Annotated in this window: 20 protein-coding genes; 15 read left to right on the forward strand and 5 right to left on the reverse strand. The window is 40.5% G+C overall.

Going from position 1 to position 22,059, the window contains the following annotated elements; all coding sequences use genetic code 11:
- Positions 1–95 precede the first annotated feature (95 nt).
- Genes FLM54_RS01620 through tldD form a run of 8 tightly spaced genes read left to right on the forward strand, consistent with a single transcriptional unit; the run spans position 96 to position 10,616 of the window.
- Complete coding sequence (locus FLM54_RS01620) at positions 96–1,139, forward strand: rod shape-determining protein (protein ID WP_013463921.1); 1,044 nt, start codon at positions 96–98, stop codon at positions 1,137–1,139.
- Positions 1,139–1,981: a rod shape-determining protein MreC gene (gene mreC, locus FLM54_RS01625; protein ID WP_171039612.1), complete on the forward strand. Its 843-nt coding sequence runs from the start codon at positions 1,139–1,141 to the stop codon at positions 1,979–1,981. Before FLM54_RS01620 ends, mreC begins: the two co-directional genes overlap by 1 nt.
- A complete protein-coding gene (gene mreD, locus FLM54_RS01630; protein ID WP_138607165.1) occupies positions 1,974–2,453 on the forward strand; it encodes a rod shape-determining protein MreD in 480 nt (159 codons plus the stop codon). The genes mreC and mreD overlap by 8 nt, the downstream gene beginning before the upstream one ends.
- Positions 2,453–3,022, forward strand: coding sequence for a Maf family protein (locus FLM54_RS01635; RefSeq protein WP_138607163.1), 570 nt, complete (start codon positions 2,453–2,455; stop codon positions 3,020–3,022). The genes mreD and FLM54_RS01635 overlap by 1 nt, the downstream gene beginning before the upstream one ends.
- Before the next feature lies 1 nt (position 3,023).
- On the forward strand, positions 3,024–4,496 hold the full coding sequence (gene rng, locus FLM54_RS01640) for a ribonuclease G (RefSeq protein ID WP_138607161.1): 1,473 nt from the start codon (positions 3,024–3,026) through the stop codon (positions 4,494–4,496).
- Positions 4,496–8,344 (forward strand): YhdP family protein, encoded by a 3,849-nt coding sequence (locus FLM54_RS01645; protein ID WP_178954752.1) that lies wholly within the window; start codon positions 4,496–4,498, stop codon positions 8,342–8,344. The genes rng and FLM54_RS01645 overlap by 1 nt, the downstream gene beginning before the upstream one ends.
- Positions 8,341–9,180, forward strand: coding sequence for a carbon-nitrogen hydrolase family protein (locus FLM54_RS01650; protein WP_178954754.1), 840 nt, complete (start codon positions 8,341–8,343; stop codon positions 9,178–9,180). Before FLM54_RS01645 ends, FLM54_RS01650 begins: the two co-directional genes overlap by 4 nt.
- Positions 9,177–10,616: a metalloprotease TldD gene (gene tldD / locus FLM54_RS01655; protein ID WP_138607155.1), complete on the forward strand. Its 1,440-nt coding sequence runs from the start codon at positions 9,177–9,179 to the stop codon at positions 10,614–10,616. The genes FLM54_RS01650 and tldD overlap by 4 nt, the downstream gene beginning before the upstream one ends.
- Before the next feature lie 76 nt (positions 10,617–10,692).
- Here tldD and FLM54_RS01660 read toward each other — a convergent pair whose 3' ends face one another.
- Positions 10,693–11,583, reverse strand: a complete 891-nt coding sequence (locus FLM54_RS01660; protein ID WP_178954756.1) for a LysR family transcriptional regulator — start codon at positions 11,581–11,583, stop codon at positions 10,693–10,695.
- Between the two features lie 115 nt (positions 11,584–11,698).
- On the opposite strand from FLM54_RS01660, the gene FLM54_RS01665 reads away from it, so the two are divergent.
- The 4 genes from FLM54_RS01665 to FLM54_RS18795 are packed head-to-tail and all read left to right on the forward strand — an operon-like array spanning position 11,699 to position 14,090.
- Positions 11,699–12,103 carry a lactoylglutathione lyase gene (locus FLM54_RS01665; RefSeq protein WP_138607151.1) on the forward strand — a complete coding sequence of 135 codons (405 nt, stop codon included), beginning with the start codon at positions 11,699–11,701 and terminating at the stop codon, positions 12,101–12,103.
- A gap of 39 nt (positions 12,104–12,142) precedes the next feature.
- Positions 12,143–13,243 (forward strand): alkene reductase, encoded by a 1,101-nt coding sequence (locus FLM54_RS01670; protein WP_178954758.1) that lies wholly within the window; start codon positions 12,143–12,145, stop codon positions 13,241–13,243.
- 33 nt (positions 13,244–13,276) lie between these two features.
- Positions 13,277–13,816, forward strand: coding sequence for a YbhB/YbcL family Raf kinase inhibitor-like protein (locus FLM54_RS01675; RefSeq protein ID WP_178954760.1), 540 nt, complete (start codon positions 13,277–13,279; stop codon positions 13,814–13,816).
- A gap of 19 nt (positions 13,817–13,835) precedes the next feature.
- The gene (locus FLM54_RS18795) at positions 13,836–14,090 is read left to right on the forward strand and encodes a hypothetical protein (RefSeq protein WP_256729616.1); all 255 of its coding nucleotides are present in this window, start codon (positions 13,836–13,838) and stop codon (positions 14,088–14,090) included.
- 49 nt (positions 14,091–14,139) lie between these two features.
- Here FLM54_RS18795 and FLM54_RS01685 read toward each other — a convergent pair whose 3' ends face one another.
- Genes FLM54_RS01685 through FLM54_RS01700 form a run of 4 tightly spaced genes read right to left on the reverse strand, consistent with a single transcriptional unit; the run spans position 14,140 to position 17,623 of the window.
- Positions 14,140–14,640: a DUF3299 domain-containing protein gene (locus FLM54_RS01685; RefSeq protein WP_008468279.1), complete on the reverse strand. Its 501-nt coding sequence runs from the start codon at positions 14,638–14,640 to the stop codon at positions 14,140–14,142.
- A gap of 14 nt (positions 14,641–14,654) precedes the next feature.
- Positions 14,655–15,902, reverse strand: a complete 1,248-nt coding sequence (locus FLM54_RS01690; RefSeq protein WP_178954762.1) for an ABC transporter permease — start codon at positions 15,900–15,902, stop codon at positions 14,655–14,657.
- Positions 15,899–16,585, reverse strand: coding sequence for an ABC transporter ATP-binding protein (locus FLM54_RS01695; RefSeq protein WP_109875437.1), 687 nt, complete (start codon positions 16,583–16,585; stop codon positions 15,899–15,901). Before FLM54_RS01695 ends, FLM54_RS01690 begins: the two co-directional genes overlap by 4 nt.
- A 6-nt stretch (positions 16,586–16,591) precedes the next feature.
- Positions 16,592–17,623, reverse strand: a complete 1,032-nt coding sequence (locus FLM54_RS01700) for a CDP-glycerol glycerophosphotransferase family protein (protein ID WP_178956828.1) — start codon at positions 17,621–17,623, stop codon at positions 16,592–16,594.
- Between the two features lie 217 nt (positions 17,624–17,840).
- Between FLM54_RS01700 and FLM54_RS01705 the strand changes: the two genes are divergently transcribed.
- The 3 genes from FLM54_RS01705 to FLM54_RS01715 all read left to right on the forward strand — a co-directional run bounded on the left by FLM54_RS01705 (position 17,841) and on the right by FLM54_RS01715 (position 22,051).
- Positions 17,841–18,944 (forward strand): phosphoribosylaminoimidazolesuccinocarboxamide synthase, encoded by a 1,104-nt coding sequence (locus FLM54_RS01705; RefSeq protein WP_178954764.1) that lies wholly within the window; start codon positions 17,841–17,843, stop codon positions 18,942–18,944.
- Positions 18,945–19,080: 136 nt separating this feature from the next.
- Positions 19,081–19,746 (forward strand): methylamine utilization protein, encoded by a 666-nt coding sequence (locus FLM54_RS01710; protein ID WP_178954766.1) that lies wholly within the window; start codon positions 19,081–19,083, stop codon positions 19,744–19,746.
- A complete protein-coding gene (locus tag FLM54_RS01715) occupies positions 19,736–22,051 on the forward strand; it encodes an EAL domain-containing protein (protein ID WP_178954768.1) in 2,316 nt (771 codons plus the stop codon). The genes FLM54_RS01710 and FLM54_RS01715 overlap by 11 nt, the downstream gene beginning before the upstream one ends.
- Positions 22,052–22,059: the final 8 nt, after the last annotated feature.

Raw genomic sequence — 22,059 nt, forward strand, 5'->3', positions numbered from 1 at the left:
ACAAAGACGGCTGCGCTTTATATTGCTCATTACATTGAGAATGTTAAAGTAAGCGCAACTAAAATAAGAACGAATTTCAAAGGTCATCCAGCCTCATGTTTAAAAAACTCCGTGGTATTTTTTCAAACGATCTATCGATCGATCTAGGTACAGCCAACACACTAATTTATGTAAAAGAAGAAGGGATCGTATTAAACGAACCTTCAGTAGTTGCTATTCGTCAAGAACGTGCTGGTGGACCTAAAAGTGTTGCATCTGTAGGTACAGAAGCTAAGCAAATGTTAGGACGTACGCCTGGTAATATTAAAGCTATTCGTCCGATGAAAGATGGTGTGATTGCTGATTTTTATGTGACCGAAAAAATGCTCCAGCATTTTATTAAGCAAGTGCACAACAATAACTTTATGCGACCAAGCCCACGTGTACTTATTTGTGTACCTTGTGGCGCTACACAGGTTGAAAAGCGTGCAATTCGCGAATCAGCGATGGGTGCAGGCGCTCGTGAAGTTTACTTAATTGAAGAGCCTATGGCTGCTGCAATTGGTGCTGGCTTACCGGTATCAGAAGCAACGGGTTCTATGGTTGTTGATATTGGTGGCGGTACAACCGAAGTGGCTATTATCTCACTCAATGGTGTTGTCTACTCGTCATCTGTACGTATTGGTGGCGACAAGTTTGATGAAGCCATTATTAATTATGTTCGTCGTAACTTTGGTAGCTTAATTGGTGAAGCCACGGCTGAGAATATTAAACATCAAATTGGCTCTGCATTTAAAACAGACGAACCAGTAGAAATCGAAGTGCGTGGTCGTAACCTTGCAGAAGGTGTTCCTCGTTCGTTTACACTTAATTCGCATGAAATTTTAGAAGCATTACAAGAGCCGCTAATGGGGATTGTAAGTGCAGTAATGGTTGCACTTGAACAGTCACCACCGGAGCTGGCATCTGATATTTCAGCGCACGGTATGGTATTAACTGGCGGCGGCGCGTTACTAAAAGATTTAGATCGCCTACTCATGGAAGAAACTGGTATTCCAGTGGTTGTTGCTGATGATCCACTTACCTGTGTTGCTCGTGGCGGCGGTAAAGCGCTTGAGATGATTGATGTGCACGGTGGTGACGTTTTTAGTTACGACTAATGAAATCAATGTTTGAAAAAACAATCTCTTTGCAACTGCGACTTTTTGTCGCAGTGCTTTTGAGTATCGTATTGATCCTTGGAGATAAATACACAAAGGGTGGTGAAAATATTCGCACCAGTTTGAATACCTTAGTCACCCCTCTCATTTATGTTGCCAACCTGCCTTACGAAGTATTTAGCTTTAGCGCCAAGAGTTTGCATACCCGCGAGCAGTTGCTCACTGAGAATGAAGCCCTGAAAAAAAAGCAAGTATTGCAGAGCGAACAAATCCAGCAATATGAATTCTTAGCAAAAGAAAATCAAAAACTAAGAGCATTAATGGGCTCGTCTTCAAAACATACCAATCGTAAAATTATTGCTCAAGTACTTTCTGTTCACTCAAATCCTTATAGTCATCAAGTGGTGATAAATCGAGGAACTACCGATGGTTTAAGTGAAAGCCAAGCAGTAATTGATGATATGGGACTAGTGGGGCAGTTGACTAAAGTGGGCTCAACCACGTCACGAGTGTTATTAATTACCGATACCACCCACGCCACTCCTGTGCGTATTTTGCGTAATGATGTGCGAACAGTGGTTGAAGGTATTGGTAAAATTAACGTACTGAAGCTGTCGCATGTGCCGCATAGTTTAGATGTACGTATAGGCGATGTACTGGTTACATCTGGCCTTGGTGGCACATTTCCTGAAGGCTACCCGGTTGCGGTGATCACAGAAATAACCCGTGATGAAGGTCAACCTTTTGCGCAAGTATTTGCTGAGCCGATAGCTCAATTAGACAGAATTCGACTATTAGTCGTGTTATGGCTAAATCAGCAGGAGTTGATGGGAGATGATTAACCGCCAAACGCTATTAATTGCGTTAAGTATTTTCTTTGCATTGGTAGTGGCATTGATGCCATTACCTTTTTCACTTGAACCATTTCGTCCTGACTGGGTGTTGTTGGTGCTTATGTATTGGTCTTTGGCTTTACCGCACCGCTTAAATATAGGCACAGCTTGGGTTGTTGGGTTATTGATTGATTTAGCGACTGGCTCTTCTTTAGGTGTAAACTCATTAACCTACTCGGTATGTATTTTTGTTACGGCAAGTAACTTTCAAAAAATTCGCAATTTTTCATTGTGGCAACAAAGCCTTTTAATTGGCTTATTTTTAACGCTTTATCATTTAATGCAGTTTTGGTTAAATCACTTTTTACTTGGCGTTTATTTTAGCCCACATTACTTATGGCCTGTATTAACAGGCATGTTGAGTTGGATATGGGTATTTTTATTACTTAGAAAATACCGTAGACACTTTAGGATCAGATAATGACTTGCGCAGTATATTTAGCTTCCGCGTCTCCCCGTCGTAAAGAGCTTTTAACCCAATTGGGTGTCGAATTTTCACAATTTAGTGTTGATGCTGATGAAAGCCAGCTTGTTAACGAACTCCCATATGATTATGTCGAACGCTTAGCGCGTTTAAAGGCGCAAATGGGGGTAGAGCAAGGGTATACCGACCGCCCCGTTTTAGGCAGCGATACTGTAGTCGTGATTGACAATCAATCTTTAGGTAAACCCATAGATAAACAAGACTTTACTCACACCTTAAAGCGTTTATCAGGAAATACTCATCAAGTGTTAACTGCTATCGCTTTTGCCACACCAGAAAAAGTACTTAGCTGTGTTGTCAGTACTGATGTTACTTTTAAAATACTCAATGATGCAGAAATAGACGCTTATTGGCAAACGGGCGAGCCTCAAGATAAAGCCGGTGGTTACGGTATCCAAGGGTTAGGTGGACGCTTTGTAACGCATATTTCGGGTAGCTATTTTGCCGTTGTAGGCTTACCTTTGTATGAGACAGAACAATTATTAAATACATTCTTAAGAGGGTAGCATGAGTACAGAACTACTGATCAATGTCACGCCAAGTGAAAGTCGCGTTGCCCTAATCGAAAACGGTGTATTACAAGAAATTCAGCTAGAGCGTATTGGTAATTTAGGCATAGTAGGCAATATTTACTTAGGTAAAATAAGTCGCGTGCTACCGGGAATGCAAGCTGCTTTTGTTGATATAGGCTTAGAGAAAGCCGCCTTTTTACACGCCTCAGATATCGTCAATAGTGCTTCTATTGTGGAAGGTGTTGACGACGAGCCAATTAAAAAAGTCCAAGATATTCGTGAGCTTGTTCGTCAAGGGCAGTACATTATGGTGCAAGTGGTTAAAGATCCACTGGGCAGTAAAGGTGCTCGCTTAACCACTGATATTACTATACCGTCACGCTATTTAGTATTTATGCCAGATGCGACGCATGTTGGTGTGAGTCAGCGTATAGAAACGGAAGAGGAACGCGCTAGACTTAAAAAAATTGTTGCTGAATATGGCGACGAAAACGGCAGCTTTATTGTTAGAACTGCCGCTGAAGGTGCAAGTGAAGCTGAGCTTCGTCACGATGCTGCGTTTTTAAAAAAACTGTGGGATAAAATAGTTTCTAAACGCCGTAAAACCAGCAAAGCGAGTATTTTGCATGAAGATCTTACGCTAGCTTTTAGAACGTTACGTGATTACGTGGGCGAAGATATGGAGCGCATTCGTGTTGACTCTAAGCTGACCTATCAAGAGCTTAAGCTGTTTACTGAAGAGTTTGTGCCGTTATTATCGCAAGTGCTTGAGTATTATCCGGGTGAGCGCCCCATTTTCGACTTATTTGATGTAGAAAGTGAAATTCAAAAGGCATTGCATCGTAAGGTGACTTTAAAGTCTGGTGGGTACCTGATCATAGATCAAACCGAAGCAATGACCACGGTTGATGTTAATACCGGTGCATTTGTTGGTCACCGTAACCTTGAAGAAACTATTTTTAATACTAATGTTGAAGCAACCTCAGCTATTGCCCGTCAACTAAGGCTGCGTAATTTAGGCGGTATTATTATTATCGACTTTATTGATATGGTCAGCGATGAGCACAAACGCCGAGTAATGCATTCATTAGAATCTGCGCTTTCTAAAGATCGTGCCAAAGCTAATATTAATGGTTTGTCGGCATTGGGACTAGTTGAAATGACCCGCAAGCGAACTCGCGAAAGTTTAGAGCATATACTGTGTGATGTATGTCCTGCATGTTCAGGACGTGGTTCACAAAAAACGGTAGAAACTGTGTGCTATGAAATCCTTCGTGAAATAGTGCGTGTTAATCGCGCTTATGCTGCTGATAAGTTTGTAGTTTATGCATCCCCAGCAGTATGTGAAGCGCTATTAAATGACGAATATCATAACCTTGCAGAGTTAGAGTTATTTATTGGTAAGCAAGTTAATATTCAAACAGAGAGCTTATACAGCCAAGAGCAGTTTGATGTGGTAATGATGTAATGAAGTTTAAAGCGGCCTGTTTTTTTTGTGTACGCAAATTATGGCAAATAAGTGCTGTAATTTTGGTGCTACTGGCCGTTATTGTTTCTATTTTAAAATACACCTTACCTTACGCAAATGATTATAAAGGCGACATAGAAAATTACCTTGATAGCAAGTTTGATATCAGCTTATCGATAGGCGCTATATCGGCAAGTTGGCAAGGTAATGGCCCAGCCCTAGTGCTCGAAGAATTATCATTTAAAGACAACCAAACCGCCCCTATTTCTTTAACTATTGCGAAAACCAGTTTAGAGCTAAATCTTTGGGAAAGCTTAAAGTCTCTTCAACTTAAGTCGAATTACTTTGTCATTAATGGTTTTCATACCAAGGTTAATGTCGCGAATTTATTTGTCGGCAACCAAGATGATGTGTCATTTGAACAAAAAGAATTAATAGAAGGGCTATTTTTAGGTGAAACCGGTCATTTTGCAATAGAAAACTCCAGTATCAACTTTGTATTAGAAGATAACAAAGAACGCAAGCTGTTATTAGAAAACATTGTATGGCAAAACCAAGATAAACAACATCTTGGTAGTGGCAGTCTAGCATTACCGGGTATTTCGGTGGGGAATTTTGATGCACGCATTGCCCTTAAGGGTGAAACCTTAGAGCAAATGGTGGGTGATTTGTATGTGCAGGCTAATCAGGTTGATGTGTCAAATTGGTTAGCGCAATATATTAATACTCAAAAGCAGCAACTGCATAGCGATTTAAATTTACAAGCTTGGCTTAGATTAGAGCAAGGCCTAGTGAGTGACGTAAAAGTTCAGTGGTTACCGAGCGCGGTAAATTGGCAGCTCAATGAACAAACACAAAATGTAAGCCTAAGTGAAGGGGGATTTCATTTATACCCTGAGCAAAATAGCTGGCGATTAAAAAGCACAGGCTTAGCATTTAGCACCGGTGAAACCACTTGGCCAAGCCTTGAATTTGAAGCCTTATTGGGTAAGCAAAATAAAGTATGGCTACAGCAACTTGATTTAGCGCTATTGAGTGATTTAGCTGAGTTGACTAATTTTACCGATTTAGCTCCCTTTTTAGCACGCCAACCTAGCGGACAAATAAAGACTGCGTACCTTGAGTTTGCCGATGCAAGGCAATGGCAACTATGGTTTGATGCTGACGAAATTAGCTGGCAAGAAAAAAACGCTGTACCCGCCGCTCAATCTTTAAGAGTTAATGGGCTGGTTAATCAGCAGTATGGTCGCATTGCGATTTTTAGTGAGAACAGCCATTTAATTACAGGTGCTAGTTTTAGTAATAATATTGATTATAACCAATTAAATATTGAGCTTGATTTAGCTAAGCGCTCAGGCGATTGGCATATTAGCAGTGATAACCTGTGGCTTGATAACAATGAGGTGACTTTAAGCGCACAAATGCAGCTGAGTTTGGGTGATACGCCACGCTTAGATTTATATGCTGAAGCGTTTGCACCAGATGCCAGTATTGCAGGTCACTATTTTCCTTTAACGTTAATGAGCCCTGACTTAGTTAGTTATTTAAATGGTGCAATAAAAGCAGGCGAAGTATCAAATACTCAGGTGTTATTTTCTGGTCCACTATCAGGCTTTCCATTTGACGATGGTTCAGGGCAGTTTGATGTAATAGCACAAATAGACAATGCCACCTATCAATTCGATCCCGATTGGCCAGCAGTAACTAATGCCAATGTAAAGCTGCATTTTGCTAATGAGCGAATGGACATATATAGTCAGCAAGGCAAACTGGTAAACCTTGATATTGGCAGTAGTGTCCATGTAAGTATTGATGACTTAATGGGCGATGCGCCGTTGGTAGTTAGTATTGATAAGCAAGCAGAGCTTGAAAAAATGCACGATTTTTTTGCCGCTACGCCTTTAGCAAATCCATTAGCTGATATTTTTAATGTTGTGCAAGGACAGGGTCTTGCAAGTGCAAATATTGAATTGCTAATAGGTTCACAATTTGAGGGGGGAGCCAGTGTCAGTGGTAAGGTTAATTTACTCGACTCACCTCTCTACATTTCTGCGCCTGGTATTTCTCTTGAGCATTTAAAGGGTGAACTTAGCTTTAATAATCAACAAATAAACCTTACAAATGCAACGGCTACATGGCTTGGTATGCCACTAACTATTAACTACAATAGTGACGCAAACGAAGAGGATTATCGCGCTAATATAAGTATAAATGCTCAGCTTGATGCACAAACACTCATAAACCATGGTCAAGGCATTTTAGATGGTTACTTAAGTGGGCAAAGTGATGTTGATATTGCTTTGGAGCTTAATTTTACCGAGCAAGGGTTTAACTATCGTGCCCAAGTTGAATCGCCACTTATTGGCTTAAGTAGTTCTTTACCTGGAGCATATACAAAAAACAGTGAGCAAGCTTGGCCACTGAGTGCGGTTATTCAAGGTGATGATATATCTAATTTGATCACCGCAAACGTTGATCAGCTAGTTTATTTTAATGCCATTCTAGACAATACTAAATCACAGTTTAATAACGCCCACTTTATAATTGGCAACAAAGATTTAGGGCTTAACGCGCAAGATTTAGCGGTAAGTATTAACTTAGCGCAAAGTGAGTTATTACCTTGGATTGATTTAATTGATCAAATTATTAATGCAGCTAAAGCGCAGCCAGAGAGTGAATCGCCAGGTATTATGCCGCCTTTGTATGAGGTTGTTGCGAATATTAACTCTTTTAATGTGAGTGGCATGCAGTTTAATGATTTTGATATGCGTTTATCGCCCTTAAATAATAACTTGCAATTAAAACTCAATGCCAAAGAATTGCGAGCAGAGGTGTTCATTCCCAGCGAGCAATCAAGTCAGCCGATTCGAATAAACAGCGACTATTTAAGGCTTAATTTTTTAGATACCGAACCAGAACTACCGAGCGAAAAATCATCTCCTGAACAACTTGCATGGCTTACAAATTTGCCAGCTATTGAGTTTGAGTGTGCCGATTGTAAGATTAGCGATTATCAGCTAGATAAAGTCAGCGCCTCATTGTTAGGCGATGGTAAAAAGCTACTTATTTCTGAGCTAGTGGTGGATAAAGGCGATCATATATTGCACACTAAAGGGCAATGGCAAAATGGTTTAACGGCAATGAGCGGCGAACTTAAAAGTGATGATATTGGCGCCTTATTTAATGAATTTGATATTACCACCACTATTAAAGACTCAAACGCCAATCTAAATTATCAATTAAATTGGCAAGCGGCACCTTATAATTTAGATATTGCTAGTTTAGACGGTGAAATTAGTTGGGATTTAGGCGAAGGACATTTAACTGAGGTGAGTGATGGAGGCGCACGGGTATTTTCATTACTGAGCCTTGATTCATTAGTGCGTAAGTTAAAGCTTGATTTTAGAGATGTATTTTCTAAAGGTTTTTTTTATAACAGTATGAAAGGCACGATGCAGATAGATAAGGGCATTGCCTATACCCAAGATACTAAAATGGATGGGGTACCTGCCGATCTCTCTATTAAAGGGTATGCAAATTTAAATACTCTCGAAATTGACTACGACTTAGCAGTAGCTCCGCAAGTAACGTCGAGCATTCCGGTAATTGTGGCTTGGATGGTTAATCCAGTAACGGGGCTTGCAGCTTTAGCAATTGATAAAGTGATTCATTCTGCGCGAGTGATCTCAGAGATCAACTTTAAAGTGACGGGCAAAATGAACGATCCTCAGGTACAAGAGTTAGATCGTAAGAGCCGAGAGGTGACTTTACCGCAAGCAGCACAAAATCAGCCGCAAGCATCTTCAGAGTTAAAGCTTAAAGATGCTGAGGTGAGCGCAGCGCAATGAGTAAATCACTTATAAGTACAACACCTGCGATTATTGCATTACAAATGTGCTCAGGCTTAAATCCTGATGATAACATTGCCACCTTAAAGCAAGCCTTAGCTGAATTACCAAGCCGGCGACCTTTGTTAGTATGTTTACCAGAAGCGTTTTTAGTGTTTAGTAAACACGCTGGTGATACGTTGTTAGTGTCTCAGCGTATTGAACAATATAAACAGCAACTCAGTGAATTGTGCCGTAAACACAATATTTGGTTAAATGCTGGCACCATGCCAGAGCCCTATAACCAACATAAATATTACGCTGCCTCACACTTGTTTAATAACCAAGGCGATATTGTTGCAAGTTATAACAAAATACATTTATTTGATGTTGAGGTAGATGACCAGACCGGCAGTTACCGAGAGTCTGACTTTACTCAAGCGGGCGATGAGATTGTGGTTGTTGATTCTCCCTTTGGTAAAATTGGTTTAACAGTATGTTATGATTTGCGCTTTGCTGGTTTATTTAATGCCTTAGCTCGTAAAGGCGCAGAAATTATATTAGTACCCAGTGCGTTTACTGTTCCAACAGGTAAAGCGCATTGGCAGCCGCTACTTGCAGCACGCGCAATAGAAACACAGTGCTATGTTATTGCTGCAGCGCAATATGGAACACATGAAAACGGTAGACAAACTTATGGTCACAGCCTGATGTTATCGCCCTGGGGTGAAACATTAAGTGAAAAACCAACAGGGCTTGGTTTTATTAGTTGTACCGTAGATTTGAACCAGTTACACAAAATTAGACGAGATATGCCGCTGCAATCTCACCAACGATTTAGAGAGCCATTATTATGAATTCGGTTGAACAGCATTTATTACACGACAGCCAGCTAAATCGAGAAGAACTCGAAAAAACATTAGCTTATATTCACCAGCACAAAGTTGATTATGCCGACCTTTATTTTCAATCGAGTCATCATGAGTCTTGGGTATTAGAAGACGGCCTTGTTAAAGAAGGGTCTTATAACGTTGAACGTGGTGTTGGCGTACGGGCTGTTAGTGGTGAAAAAACCGGTTTTTCGTATTCAGATGCAATCAATCTTGAAGCGTTAAACAAAGCAGCCACGGCTGCACGTAGTATTGCCGATGCCGGTGAAGATAAAGCGGTTAAAGTATTTAGTGATGTGGCTGCAAAACAGCAGTTTTCACCGCATCAACCAATTTCTAGCATGAGCGATACCGATAAAGTTAATTTGTTACGTGAGCTTGAAAATTATATCCGCGAATTAGCCCCTGATGCTGAGCAAGTTATTAGCTCAATGTCTGCGGTATACGAAGAAGTATTAATTGCAGCCAGTGATGGCACCTTTGCTACCGATATTCGCCCACTGATCCGTTTAAACTGCTCTGTATTGCTAGAGAAGAATGGTCGCCGTGAACGTGGCGGTGCTGGTGGCGGCGCACGCCTAGACTATGGTTACTTTAAAGAGCTTGTTGATGGCAAACCGCGTTGGATGGGCTTTGCAGAAGAAGCCGTACGTCAAGCTAAAGTAAACCTAGAAGCTATTGATGCCCCTGCAGGTACTATGGAAGTGGTATTAGGTAATGGCTGGCCAGGCGTGTTGTTACACGAAGCAGTCGGTCATGGTCTAGAAGGTGACTTTAACCGTAAAGGCGCATCTGCATTTAGCGGTAAAGTAGGTCAAAAAGTTGCTTCAGAGCTATGTACTGTGGTTGATGATGGTACTATGGCTGATCGTCGTGGTTCACTTAATGTGGATGACGAAGGCACGCCTGCAGCCTATAACGTACTTATCGAAAACGGTATTTTAAAAGGCTATATGCAAGATAAAATGAACGCGCGTTTGATGGGGGTAAACCCAACAGGTAACGCACGTCGTGAGTCATACGCGCATTTACCAATGCCACGTATGACCAACACTTATATGTTAGGTGGCGAGCACAGCCAAGCTGATATTATCAGCACGGTTAAAAAAGGCGTGTTTGCCCCTAATTTTGGTGGTGGCCAAGTGGATATCACCTCAGGTAAGTTTGTATTTAGTGCCTCAGAGGCCTACTTAATTGAAAATGGCAAAATTACTCAGCCTATTAAAGGGGCAACATTAATTGGTAATGGCCCTGAGGTTATGCAACAAATCTCTATGGTAGGTAATGATTTAGCGCTTGATAAAGGCGTCGGTGTTTGTGGTAAAGATGGTCAAAGTGTACCAGTAGGTGTTGGCCAACCAAGTTTGAAAATTGATCAGTTAACAGTGGGTGGCACGGCTTAATTTTATTACTGCCAAATACTACAAATAAAACCTTGGAAGTGCATGCTTTCAAGGTTTTATTTTGTCGGCTGTTTATTTAAATTTGCTGCTGAAAAAAATCCATAAATGCGACAACTTGTCGTGGCTGAAATTGCCTTGATGGGTAAAGAAACTGTAAGCCAATCTGTTGTTTATCTTTATTACTAAAACCGAGAATATAGTCATCAAGTAGTGTCACTAAATGACCCTTTGTCAGATCATCGCTAATATCTACCATTGATTTTAGAGCAATCCCGGCACCATCAATTGCCCATTGTCTGATCACCGCACCATCACTGCTACTCATAGCCACAGGGACGCGAATTATTTGATCTTTAAAATGCCAATCATTCATCGATTGACCAAATCGCTCCATTACTAGGCAGCGATGATTTAATAAATCGCTTGGCTGCAAAGGTTGGCCATGTATTTTTAAATATTCAGCTGAAGCACATAACACACGTTGATTGGCCTTGATCATTCGGCTAATCAAATTGCTATCGGGTAAGTTTCCAAAGCGAATAGCAATATCAATACCTTCTTCAACTAAATTGACTAAGCCATCGGTTAAATGCAGGTGTGGTTTAACTTGTGGGTTTTGTGCTACAAATTTAGCTATTGCAGGGGCAACAAACTGTTTACCAAAGTCAGAGGGTGCGGTTATTTTGAGACTACCCGAAAGGGTGTTTTTACTAAGCTGAATACTTTGCTCTGTGGCATCAATTTCAGCAATTACTCTTAAACAGCCTTGATAAAATTGCTCTCCAGCCTCGGTCAATTTAATACTGCGAGTATTACGTATTAAGAGTCGGGTTTGATAGTGATTTTCAAGCTGGTTGATACGTGCCGTCATACTCGCAGGCGATAAACCAATTTTTCGCCCAGCTGCAGCAAGCCCGCCAGAGCGCACCACATGAACAAAAAGCTGCATATCATCAATCTTAGCCATCGTTCCTCACTCTTTATAATTCAGTATTAATGAATAGTGTTTTTGATATTAACTCAATTATCAAATTTAAGTAAATAGTTAAACTGGTTGTACTCATTATCAACAGAGAAAGTTTATGCGTTTAGATCATGTATTAATTTCTAGTTGTGATTACCAGGCGATGCGACGGTTCTTTATTAATTCAGTTGGGCTAAGTGAAGGGTATCGTCCGCCTTTTCCTTTCGAGGGAGCGTGGTTATACGGCAGCGATAACGTTGCTTTGATTCATTTGGTTAATGCCGCGGGTAATAAAGCGCAACAGGGTTACTTATCAGCATTAAACAGCAAAACCCAAGGCCGAGGAGTGGTAGATCACATTGCCATTCGTAGCATAGGTTATCAAGGATTGAAAAGTCGCTTAGCGCAAACAGGTATAAGTTATTTCGAGCGAACCGTGCCAGAGCTCCTAGAGCATCAAGTATTTATACCTGGGCCTGAAGAGATGAAAGTCGAAATGCTATTTAGCAGTGATGAAATTTAATTTAAATCCAGATAAACATTATTTATAAGAGAGTTAGTTATGTGTATAGAATCCTTATTTGAAGCTAAAACCCTCGGTTGCATGGTTACGCAAAATAGAATTGTGATGGCACCTATGACCCGTTCGCGAACTGCGCAACCGGGCGATATTCCTACTGAACTGATGGCCACTTATTATGCGCAGCGTGCTACTGCAGGACTGATTATTTCTGAAGCAACACAAATTTCTGCTCAGGGCAAAGGTTACTCATTTACGCCAGGTATTTACACGCAAGAACAAATCGAAGGTTGGAAGCAAGTAACACAAGCTGTGCATAAAGAAGGCGGTAAAATATTTTTACAACTTTGGCACGTTGGTAGAATGTCGCACTCTTCATTTCATCATGATGGAACGCCAGTTGCCCCATCTGCACTTGCCCCAGATGCACAAGTTTGGGTGGTAGGCGATGATGGAGAAGGACGGATGCTTGACTGCCCAACCCCACGAGCACTAAGTGTTAAAGAAATTAAAGAAATAGTAAATGATTATAAGCAAGCGGCAATTAACGCGATTGAGGCTGGTTTCGATGGCGTTGAAATACATGGAGGTAACGGGTATTTAATTGATCAGTTTTTAAGACGCTCAGCAAATAAACGCACAGATGAATATGGCGGTAGCCAAGAAAACCGCATTCGTTTTGCCTGTGAAATTATTAGCGCAATTAGTAATGCCATTGGCGCTCATAAAGTGGGTGTTAGATTAGCGCCTTTTATCACTCAGCGTGGTATGGATGATAGTGAAGCAATTGACACTATTTTATTAGCTGCAAAGCAATTTGAGCAAACTGGTATTGCGTATATTCATCTTGCCGAAGCGGACTGGGACGATGCACCTAGTGTAACACCAGAGTTTAGAGCCGCACTTCGTCAGTATTTTAGTGGCGCGATTATTGTTGCCGGTAATTATACCGAGTATTCAGGTGCGCAGCTTATTGAACAAGGTTTTGCCGATTACATTGCATTCGGTCGTCGTTTTATTGCCAACCCAGACTTGCCGTATCGTATTCAAGAGCAACGGCCACTAAACACTATTACCGATGGGAGAACATTGTTTGGCGGTACAGCCAAAGGTTATACCGATTACCCAGCGTATCAAAAGTAACTTTCATTTCAACTGAAAATATAAGGACTGAAAATGGTTAATCTTTCAAACTCAGCAGTTACTTTACTGATCAGCGGGCTGTTTAGTAGTGCCAGTTTTGCGGCTGAATTTAGTTTATCGAGCCCTGACTTACAGCCAGGGCAGGCAATAAAGAGTGAGCAATATTGGAATAGCTTTGGTTGTCAGGGGGGTAATGTTAGACCACAACTTAAATGGCAAAATGCGCCTAAAAAAGCCAAAAGCTTTGCCGTGACAGTGTATGACAATGACGCACCAACTGGCAGTGGTTTTTGGCACTGGGTAGTACATGATATTCCTCTTACTAGTAACTCATTATCTTCAACGACTTTGCCCAAAGGAGCCATTGAAGGTAATACAGATATGGGTAAGCCCGGATACCTTGGGGCATGTCCACCAGAAGGACGCAAGCATAGCTACACCTATAAAGTGTATGCATTGGATGTAGAAAAATTAGCTGTTCCACAAGGGGCAACAAGTGCACTTACAGGGTTTTTCTTACATCAGCACTCTTTGCAAACAGCCGAGATCACAGTAACGGCAGGACCGCGTTAATTAGCTTAGGAGATAAAAAATGAAGGCTTTACCTTTACTCACTGTTTTAATAGCACTGTGTAGCAGTAGGCTGTTAAGTGCGGCCCCATTATCTGATGAATCAGGCTATTGGCCTGATGATGCACAATTAGTGATTTCTATTTCAATGCAATTTGAGGCAACAGCACAAGATAGCTCTGACGAAGATGAAAGCAATAAGAGCACGGTGAAGTCGACTTGTCATCCAGTGAAAACGCAGTCTGAACTTGAACGAGATATAAGAACGGGTGGTTGATAGAACAAAATAAAAACCCACTTTGAAAAGTGGGTTTTTATTTTAAGAATTAAAGCTCAAAGGGAGCAACACCGACAGCTTGCATTTGATAACCCACTTGGGCTATTTCGCCAGACCAAGTTTGCGTTTTAATAACGCCCGTTACAACAATCGCATCATATAAGCTATCGATGGGCACACCGCCTTTAATAGTTACATGAACCAGCTGGTTTGGCGGTGGGGGCGGCACATGAATACAGGCACCAAAGTAAGGGACTAATAAAAACTCGGTAATAAGTTCGCTGTCACCTTCAAGTGGCACAACAAAACCAGGTAAGCTAACAGACTGCCCATCAAGTGCTTTAACAACCGGCGCGTCCAAATCAGGTTGCACCCAGTTTTGCTCACTGCCTTCGTGATTAGCTTGTGCTTGGGTATCTATTTGCACATGCCCTTGTGGGATCAAGTCTTCCCAAAAAATTTCCTTCGGGGGATTTGCAATGCTAGCAAAGCTAATTAGTACTGCACTTAATAGCATTAAAGAGTGTGTAGTTACTTTAAACAACGTCATGATCATCCTAAAGTTTATATTTTTATACTCATACCATCACTAAGAGAATAAAAGTAAGCGCGTGTAGCAGGGATCAAGCCAATAATGAATCCCGCAGCCATAATAACGCCAATCAAAGTGAGTTCATAGTCAGAGAGCATACTGATATTAATGCTCACTCCAGTTTGGCTTTGTAAGTAACCCGCGGTTGTGCCCATAAGCGCATAAAATAGAGTACAGCCTACTAAGCAACCTAAAAAGGTAGTGAGCAGTGATTCTATACTGATCAGTGAAAATAATTGCCAAGGGCGGGCGCCCACAGAACGTAATATTGCCAGTTCTCTGCGGCGTTGATTAAGGTTAGCCAGCAGTGTGGTTAACATGCCGAGCAAGCTAATAATGACCACCACAAATGAAAATAGCAATAGGATCTTTTCTATTATTGCCAGCATTTCCCAAAGCTCTTTTAGTGTGACTGTAGGCATAATCGCTAATAGAGGCTCTTGCTTATATTGATTTATGTTGCGCCTAATTTGTAGCGTATAAAGTGGCGAGTCGAAGCCCATTAAAAAGGCGGTAATTTGTTTTGGATGGCCAACTAGTGCGTGATTCGAGTGGTCATGATGATCGTTATGCTTATGATGGCCGCCACCATGAATCAATTCAATTGCCGCCAGTGGTACATGTAAGGTTTTATCAACAGGGGTGCCGGTAGGCTTTAAAATACCAATAACTTTAAAGGGGTTATCATCATGATGATGAAAGCTAGTATTGCCCATACCATGAGAAATCACAATTTCATCACCAATCTTATAGGCCAGTTTACTTGCAACCTCACTTCCTATAACAACTTCATTGATGCTAGAAAAAGCCTGTCCTTGTTCAAATTCTAAGGACTGTTTTTTAGCAAACCGATAGTGCTTAAAATAATCGAGTGTGGTGCCTAAAACTGCTTGTCCTTTATGGCTATCACCAAGGCTGATAGGAATGCTCCATTTAACCCCGCGTTGTTTTGTTATGTATTGATAGCTTTGCCAGCTCACCCCATTATTAGTGTGGCCAATTCTAAACACCGAGGACAGTAGTAATTGAATATCGCCAGTACGTGCGCCAACAATTAAATCGGTACCCGAAATGGTATTACTAAAACTACTTTTAGCATCTACGCGAACGCGCTCAATACTGAGTAATAACATGACGCTAATCGCAATAGTGAGCAATGTCAGTAATACACTGGCACGTCTATTTAGCAAACTTTTATAGGCAAGTTTAAATAAAATCATACATCACCTTGTAAATTTACTAAGTCGATTGTGCGGCTAAAGAGTGGCTTTAATGTTTCATCGTGACTGACAAAAACAAGCGTGCTGTTACTTTTTTTTGCTTGTTCAAATAGCAGCTTAATAAAGCTTTCACGATTTTGCGTATCAAGTGCTGAAGTGGGCTCATCGGCAATGATAAGTTCGGGACTGCCTATAAATGCGCGTGCTGCGGCAACTCGCTGTTGTTGCCCAATACTTAAAGTGGCAACATTTTGATTATGAAAGTGCGGCTCCAACCCAAGTGCGTTGAGAAGTCGGGCGGCTTCTTTAGTTAAACTATCAGTTTGGTTGAGTACGTGCTGCTGACGCTTTTTCGAAAATTGGCATCCTAAACATACATTTTCTAATGGGGTTAAATAAGGTAGTAAATTAAAGTTTTGGAAAATATAGCCAATATGATCAGCTCTAAATGCATCGCGCTGTGCATTGGTAAGCGCACTTAGGTTTTGGTTCAAAACACAAAGTTGGCCGCTAGTGGTTACATTAATGCCTGCCAGTAGTGCGAGTAAGGTAGATTTACCACTGCCGCTTGGTCCATGTAAAAAAACATGTTCACCTTCATCAATGGCGAGTTGCTCAATAGTGAGAGTGGGGCTGGCTGCTTTTTTATGCCATTTAAAAGATACATTCTCAAGGTTGATCATAACGGCTTACCAACTCCAATAGTTAAGTCTTTTGCGCATTTTAAATTGTCTAAGAAGATTAAGCGGTTTAGCTTTGAGTTTTTCATCACTATGCAACAGTTCATTGGTTGCGCAAAGTACTCGTTGGCTTGACTTGCCATCTGTGTATGGGTGTAATTCTTGGCAAAAAGTTTCAATATTATCCACAAGTTCTTTTGGGTAAGTTAGTGCATAGTCTATTGCGGCTTCAACGTTATTTTTATCTGTAATATCAAGTAAGTGTTTTTCAGGTGCTTTATTACAAAACGTTACAACCGGTTTTCGTTGTACTAAAAACATCAGTAGTATGGATGAAGTATCGCACAGCATTACATCAGCAGATTGTAATAAAGGAATAACATTGTCTGTTTCAACAAAGGTTAGATTATCATTACTTAACGCTTGATATTTATTAACCCACTCTTGCGGCATTTTCGGATGAAACTGAACTAATAGTCGCCATTTACCGCTTTTACTAAAGTGTTTTATTTGTTCATAAAGTTTAGGTGCAAGAGATAAGCGTTTTGAAAATGTAGAACAGATTAACACCGTTGGGCGAGAGTCTTTACTTAAATAAGGATTACTTGCATGATCATTAAACAGAGGATCTAGTGTGGGCCAGCCAGTTTCTGAAACTTGGAAAAAGCCATGCTTTTTAGCAAGCTCTTGAAACCTTAAAGTCGTATTAGGTCCTTGTGTACAATATAAATCAAAACAACCTCTAATATTGAAGTGGTCTTCTTTACCTTTTCTATTTAGTTTTCCAGAATTAAAACCATGAAATACAGCTACTTTTTTTCCTGGAATAAAGCTTGGAATAGTATTGCCTGGTATGAAAACAGCATCTGGCTCCCAATCTTTTATACTTTTGACTGATTCAAGGCGATGTTCAGTTGATTTTAAAAACTTAGGGTCTACTTCATCACCCTCTAAAAACCATTTAACTTCCCCTCCTTGAGCTAATATTTCTGCTTGCAAAGGCCTTAAAATAGCATAGGAATAATTTTGAGAAATATACATTAAATATTTCTTATTCTTAGTGGCAGTTAAATAGTTCAAGCTAGCTCCTTAGGGCAAGTAATCATGCAAGTTTACCCCAATGCGCCAGCTAGATAAATATTCTGAGATGATTTGTTTTTAGCCTAAGATTGAGCTTTGTGATTGCCTAGATTATTATAGAGCGCCTAACCCCAATTCCATACTTTGCTCTTTGAGCATGCCAAACCCCGGAGATAGCATGACTAGCTATAAAGTTTTAGACGTAAACGATGACTTACCCATTCGTACTAAAGGTAAAGTACACAGTGGCAAAGTGCGTTCAGTTTATTGGTTGACCGATGCAGATAGTAAACGCTTAATAAATGAAAAAGGCTATAACGTTCCTGCCGATACTGAATTGGCCATTATGGTTATTTCAGACAGAATTTCTGCTTTTGATTGCATATGGCAAGGTGAAAATGGCCTAAATGGCGTGCCGGGCAAAGGCATTGCATTAAACTCAGTGGCTGCTCATTGGTTTAACATGTTTAATGAAGCCGGTTTGGCGGGTAATCATATTGTTGATATTCCTCACCCATACGTATGGATTGTTCGTAAAGCCAGTACAGTTAAAGTTGAAGCAATTGCTCGTCAATATATTACCGGCAGCATGTGGCGCGACTACGCCAAAGGCGAAAGACACTTTTGTGGTTTGCAACTTCCAGAGGGCTTAAAAGCGAATCAAAAGCTTGAGCAAGTACTCATTACTCCTTCTACTAAAGGTATTATAGAAGGGGTGGCTGATATTCCTGCCGTTGATGATGTAAATATTACGCGTGAAAATATTACGAACAACTTAGATGTTTTCAATTTTAAATCGGCTGACGATGTCACCAAATATGAAAAATTATTGGTAGAAGGGTTCGAGCTAATTAGTAATGAGTTAGCTAAGCTTGGCCAGATTTTCGTTGATACCAAATTTGAATTTGGTTATGTAGAAGATTTAAATGGTGTGCAGCAACTTATTTATATTGATGAAGTAGGGACACCAGATTCATCGCGTATTTGGGATGAAGCATCTTATAAGAATGGCAAAATTGTTGAAAACTCAAAGGAAGGCTTCCGTCAGCTGTTAATTAATAACGTGCCAGAGAGTGATGTATTATTAAATAAAGACCGTATGGCTGAGCGTGAGCAGCTAGCAAAAGATTATATTTTACCTGAGTCAGTAATGCTTGGAGTGTCTGACACTTATGTGGGTATTGCTAGCAAAATTGTCGGTAAAGAGATCGTTATACCCAATGATCCGCGCCAAGAAGTGATTGCAATTTTAGATACTGACTACGGTTTAATTAATCACTAACGAGCAAGTTAATCTTAATGATAAAGCTTGTTTAAACTAGTGAAAAAGTATTTATTTTTAGTAACTGAGCTATAATTCTTGCAATTAGTGCTCGTCTCTAATTAACTTAACCTATGGTGAATATTTAGGTGTGATTATGTTAGAGCGAGCAATGCAAGTTATTGCAAAACGTCGTTATTTATTAGTACTGGGTGCATTGTTTAGTGTATCGGCGTTTGGCAATACCATTAATTTGGTTATTAAAGATCAGCATGGCCAAGTATTGCCTAATGCTGTCGTAGAAATAAATCATTTACCTTCCTCAAAAGCTACGGGCAATTTACCCACGGTGGTAATGGATCAAGTTGATAAACAGTTTTCACCGCAGCTGCTTATTGTACGTCAAGGTCAGTACGTAAACTTTCCAAATAGCGATAATATTCGCCACCATGTATATTCTTTTTCAAAAGCAAAGCCTTTTCAATTAAAGCTCTATTCTGGTCAGCCAGAAGAACCCATTAAGTTTGATAATCAAGGGGTTGTTGTTCTAGGCTGCAATATCCACGATTCTATGGTGGGCTATATTTATGTCGCTAATAGTAATCATGTGTATACCAGCAACGAGCAAGGCCAAATAAAGCTACAAGTTGACTCTTTTCCTGTGCAAGCCAGTATCTGGCATTCACTGCAAACAGCGACTTTGGATAATAAAAAAATGTTTGATATAAAATCAACCAGCCCGGTATCAATCACTATAAATACATCTATGCCTGCACCACGTAATACCTTTGGCAGTCAATTTAGGGAAGGTAATGGGCAATAATTTACGTAGCCGTATAACAACGCTATGCGTTGGCTTGGTGTTACTTACAACTTTACTCAGCTTAGTGAGTTTTTGGTGGTCTACGAGTAAGTTTCAGGCAGAAAAAGTCCAGCAAAATATAACGGTTGCGCAAAGCGTTTATAAGCAATATTTAAAATCAAAAGAGAGCTTGCTATTAACTGCTGCAAAGGTTTTAACCGCTGATTTTGGTTTTAAGCAAGCAGTTGCTACTCGCGATGCAGCCACCATTAGTAGTGTGCTATACAATCATAGCCAACGGATCAATGCCGATTTAATGCTGTTGCTCGATTTATCGGGGCGGTTAGTGTCTGCTAATGTGAATGCACAAAATTTTGCAGATAACCTACAGCCCTTGATGGATGAATTATTAAATAATTCTGAACAATCGAGCTTTGTAGTGTTAAATAATCAGCTCTATCAAGTAATATTATTGCCAGTTAAAACCCCCAGAACCATCGCTTACAGTTTAGTCGGGTTCAAAATCACATCGGCTGTGACTACTGAGCTAAAAAGCTTAACCGGTATGGAGGTTAGCTTTGTTGCGCAATTAGATAGTTTTGCAGCAAGCTCGTTTGCACCTCAACCTGAAAAATTTCAACCTATAGAATACTTTGAAAATAAAACTACAGCTCGTTTTTTTGCTGAGTACTTGGCCTATGAAAATCAACAAATAGCTTTACCGTCTTTGCAATCACACCCGGTCACCTTACTACTAAGTGCTGATTTAACCTCAAGTTATCGAGATATTGAGCAACTATTGCTAACGCTAGTTACATTGGCCGTGTTAACCATGTTATTTGGTGTGATCACCAGTAGTTTGCTTGCCAATAACTTAACCAGCGGACTTACACAGTTAGCGGTTATCGCAAGGCAATTTGCCAAAGGTGACTACCGTTTTAAATTTGAAGGTAAAAAACAAAGTAGCGAAGTAGAAACGCTAGTCAGCGCCTTTAATAACATGGGTAATGATATTAATAAGCGTGAGCAGCAAATCAGTTTTCAAGCACATCACGATACCTTAACAGGGTTTTATAACCGTTCAGCCATGTTAGATTTATTGGCAAAGCAGCTCACTAAAGATAGATGCTACACGCTTGTTGCTATTGATATAAAAGGCTTAAGACACATAAACGACAAGCTTGGTCCGCAAGTAGGAGATGAGTGTTTAATTGCGGTGGCAAACCGTATTCGTCAATTCTCTGATGAGCTTGGTGGATTTCATGCACGAATTGGCGGCGATGAGTTTCTAACGGTTTACCCCAGTGTGGAGGCTGACCAAGTAAAATGTGCTGTAGCCGATTTGATTGAGCAATTACAGGCACCTTATCAGATTAAAAGCTTAAAAATAAGTTTGCGTTTTAACGCTGGGATTGTGCAGTACCCTGGACAAGGCGTTAAAGCGGACGATTTAATGCGGCGTGTACTCATTGCTGTTGATGCGGCTACAACAAGCCAACAAAGCTTACATTACTACCAAGATGGTGAAGATGAGGCGCACTTAGACCGTTTAATCATGCTTGATGAGCTCAAACAAGCGATTGATGATGATAACGGGCAACTGTTTATGACTTATCAGCCTAAGTTGAATATTAAAAGTCAGAAAATTGATAAGGTTGAGTCACTTATTCGTTGGCAACGTGATGATGGAAGTTGGGTTTCGCCTGAAGTGTTCATTGATTTAGCTGAGCAGTCAGGATTAATTGTGGAACTAACTGCCTGGGTTGTCGATACAGTTATTGCGCAAATAGCCGATTGGTATAAAAAAGGGATTCACTTACAGGCAGCCATTAATGTGTCAGCCCAAGATATTGCGCATGCGGGATTTCATAATTTGTTGGTCGCGACCTTAAAGAAATATCATGTAAGCCCAAGTTCCGTCACTATTGAGTTGACGGAGCGCGATATGATCGAAAATGAAGCTCAAGGTATCAAAGCGTTAGAGAACTTAAAAACTATCGGTGTTAAAATATCACTAGACGATTACGGTGTCGGGCAAACATCATTGGGGCGATTAAAAATGTTACCTATTGATGAGCTTAAGCTAGATAAATGCTTTATTTTAACTTTGCATGAGTCACAAAAAGATCAATACATAGTGCGCTCGTCAATCACACTTGGACACCAACTTGGGTTTTCAGTGGTGGCCGAGGGCGTAGAAACGGCAGCGTCTTTATCATTGCTTCATGAAATGCAATGCGATCATGCACAAGGTTACTACTTGAGTCGTCCTTTAAAAGCACAACAACTAGAACAATGGTTAGAGGAATATCAGGGTGTACATTAAATTTTTAC

The organism is Pseudoalteromonas sp. Scap25 (assembly GCF_013394125.1).
In the GTDB taxonomy this organism is placed as follows: Bacteria; Pseudomonadota; Gammaproteobacteria; order Enterobacterales; family Alteromonadaceae; genus Pseudoalteromonas.

Excerpts from the sequence above, each read along its gene's own strand:
- FLM54_RS01620 (WP_013463921.1), top strand. The coding sequence starts at position 96 with ATGTTTAAAAAACTCCGTGGTATTTTTTCAAACGATCTATCGATCGAT.
- mreC (WP_171039612.1), top strand. The coding sequence starts at position 1,139 with ATGAAATCAATGTTTGAAAAAACAATCTCTTTGCAACTGCGACTTTTT.
- mreD (WP_138607165.1), top strand. The coding sequence starts at position 1,974 with ATGATTAACCGCCAAACGCTATTAATTGCGTTAAGTATTTTCTTTGCA.
- FLM54_RS01635 (WP_138607163.1), top strand. The coding sequence starts at position 2,453 with ATGACTTGCGCAGTATATTTAGCTTCCGCGTCTCCCCGTCGTAAAGAG.
- rng (WP_138607161.1), top strand. The coding sequence starts at position 3,024 with ATGAGTACAGAACTACTGATCAATGTCACGCCAAGTGAAAGTCGCGTT.
- FLM54_RS01645 (WP_178954752.1), top strand. The coding sequence starts at position 4,496 with ATGAAGTTTAAAGCGGCCTGTTTTTTTTGTGTACGCAAATTATGGCAA.
- FLM54_RS01650 (WP_178954754.1), top strand. The coding sequence starts at position 8,341 with ATGAGTAAATCACTTATAAGTACAACACCTGCGATTATTGCATTACAA.
- tldD (WP_138607155.1), top strand. The coding sequence starts at position 9,177 with ATGAATTCGGTTGAACAGCATTTATTACACGACAGCCAGCTAAATCGA.
- FLM54_RS01660 (WP_178954756.1), bottom strand. The coding sequence starts at position 11,583 with ATGGCTAAGATTGATGATATGCAGCTTTTTGTTCATGTGGTGCGCTCT.
- FLM54_RS01665 (WP_138607151.1), top strand. The coding sequence starts at position 11,699 with ATGCGTTTAGATCATGTATTAATTTCTAGTTGTGATTACCAGGCGATG.
- FLM54_RS01670 (WP_178954758.1), top strand. The coding sequence starts at position 12,143 with ATGTGTATAGAATCCTTATTTGAAGCTAAAACCCTCGGTTGCATGGTT.
- FLM54_RS01675 (WP_178954760.1), top strand. The coding sequence starts at position 13,277 with ATGGTTAATCTTTCAAACTCAGCAGTTACTTTACTGATCAGCGGGCTG.
- FLM54_RS18795 (WP_256729616.1), top strand. The coding sequence starts at position 13,836 with ATGAAGGCTTTACCTTTACTCACTGTTTTAATAGCACTGTGTAGCAGT.
- FLM54_RS01685 (WP_008468279.1), bottom strand. The coding sequence starts at position 14,640 with ATGACGTTGTTTAAAGTAACTACACACTCTTTAATGCTATTAAGTGCA.
- FLM54_RS01690 (WP_178954762.1), bottom strand. The coding sequence starts at position 15,902 with ATGATTTTATTTAAACTTGCCTATAAAAGTTTGCTAAATAGACGTGCC.
- FLM54_RS01695 (WP_109875437.1), bottom strand. The coding sequence starts at position 16,585 with ATGATCAACCTTGAGAATGTATCTTTTAAATGGCATAAAAAAGCAGCC.
- FLM54_RS01700 (WP_178956828.1), bottom strand. The coding sequence starts at position 17,623 with ATGTATATTTCTCAAAATTATTCCTATGCTATTTTAAGGCCTTTGCAA.
- FLM54_RS01705 (WP_178954764.1), top strand. The coding sequence starts at position 17,841 with ATGACTAGCTATAAAGTTTTAGACGTAAACGATGACTTACCCATTCGT.
- FLM54_RS01710 (WP_178954766.1), top strand. The coding sequence starts at position 19,081 with ATGTTAGAGCGAGCAATGCAAGTTATTGCAAAACGTCGTTATTTATTA.
- FLM54_RS01715 (WP_178954768.1), top strand. The coding sequence starts at position 19,736 with ATGGGCAATAATTTACGTAGCCGTATAACAACGCTATGCGTTGGCTTG.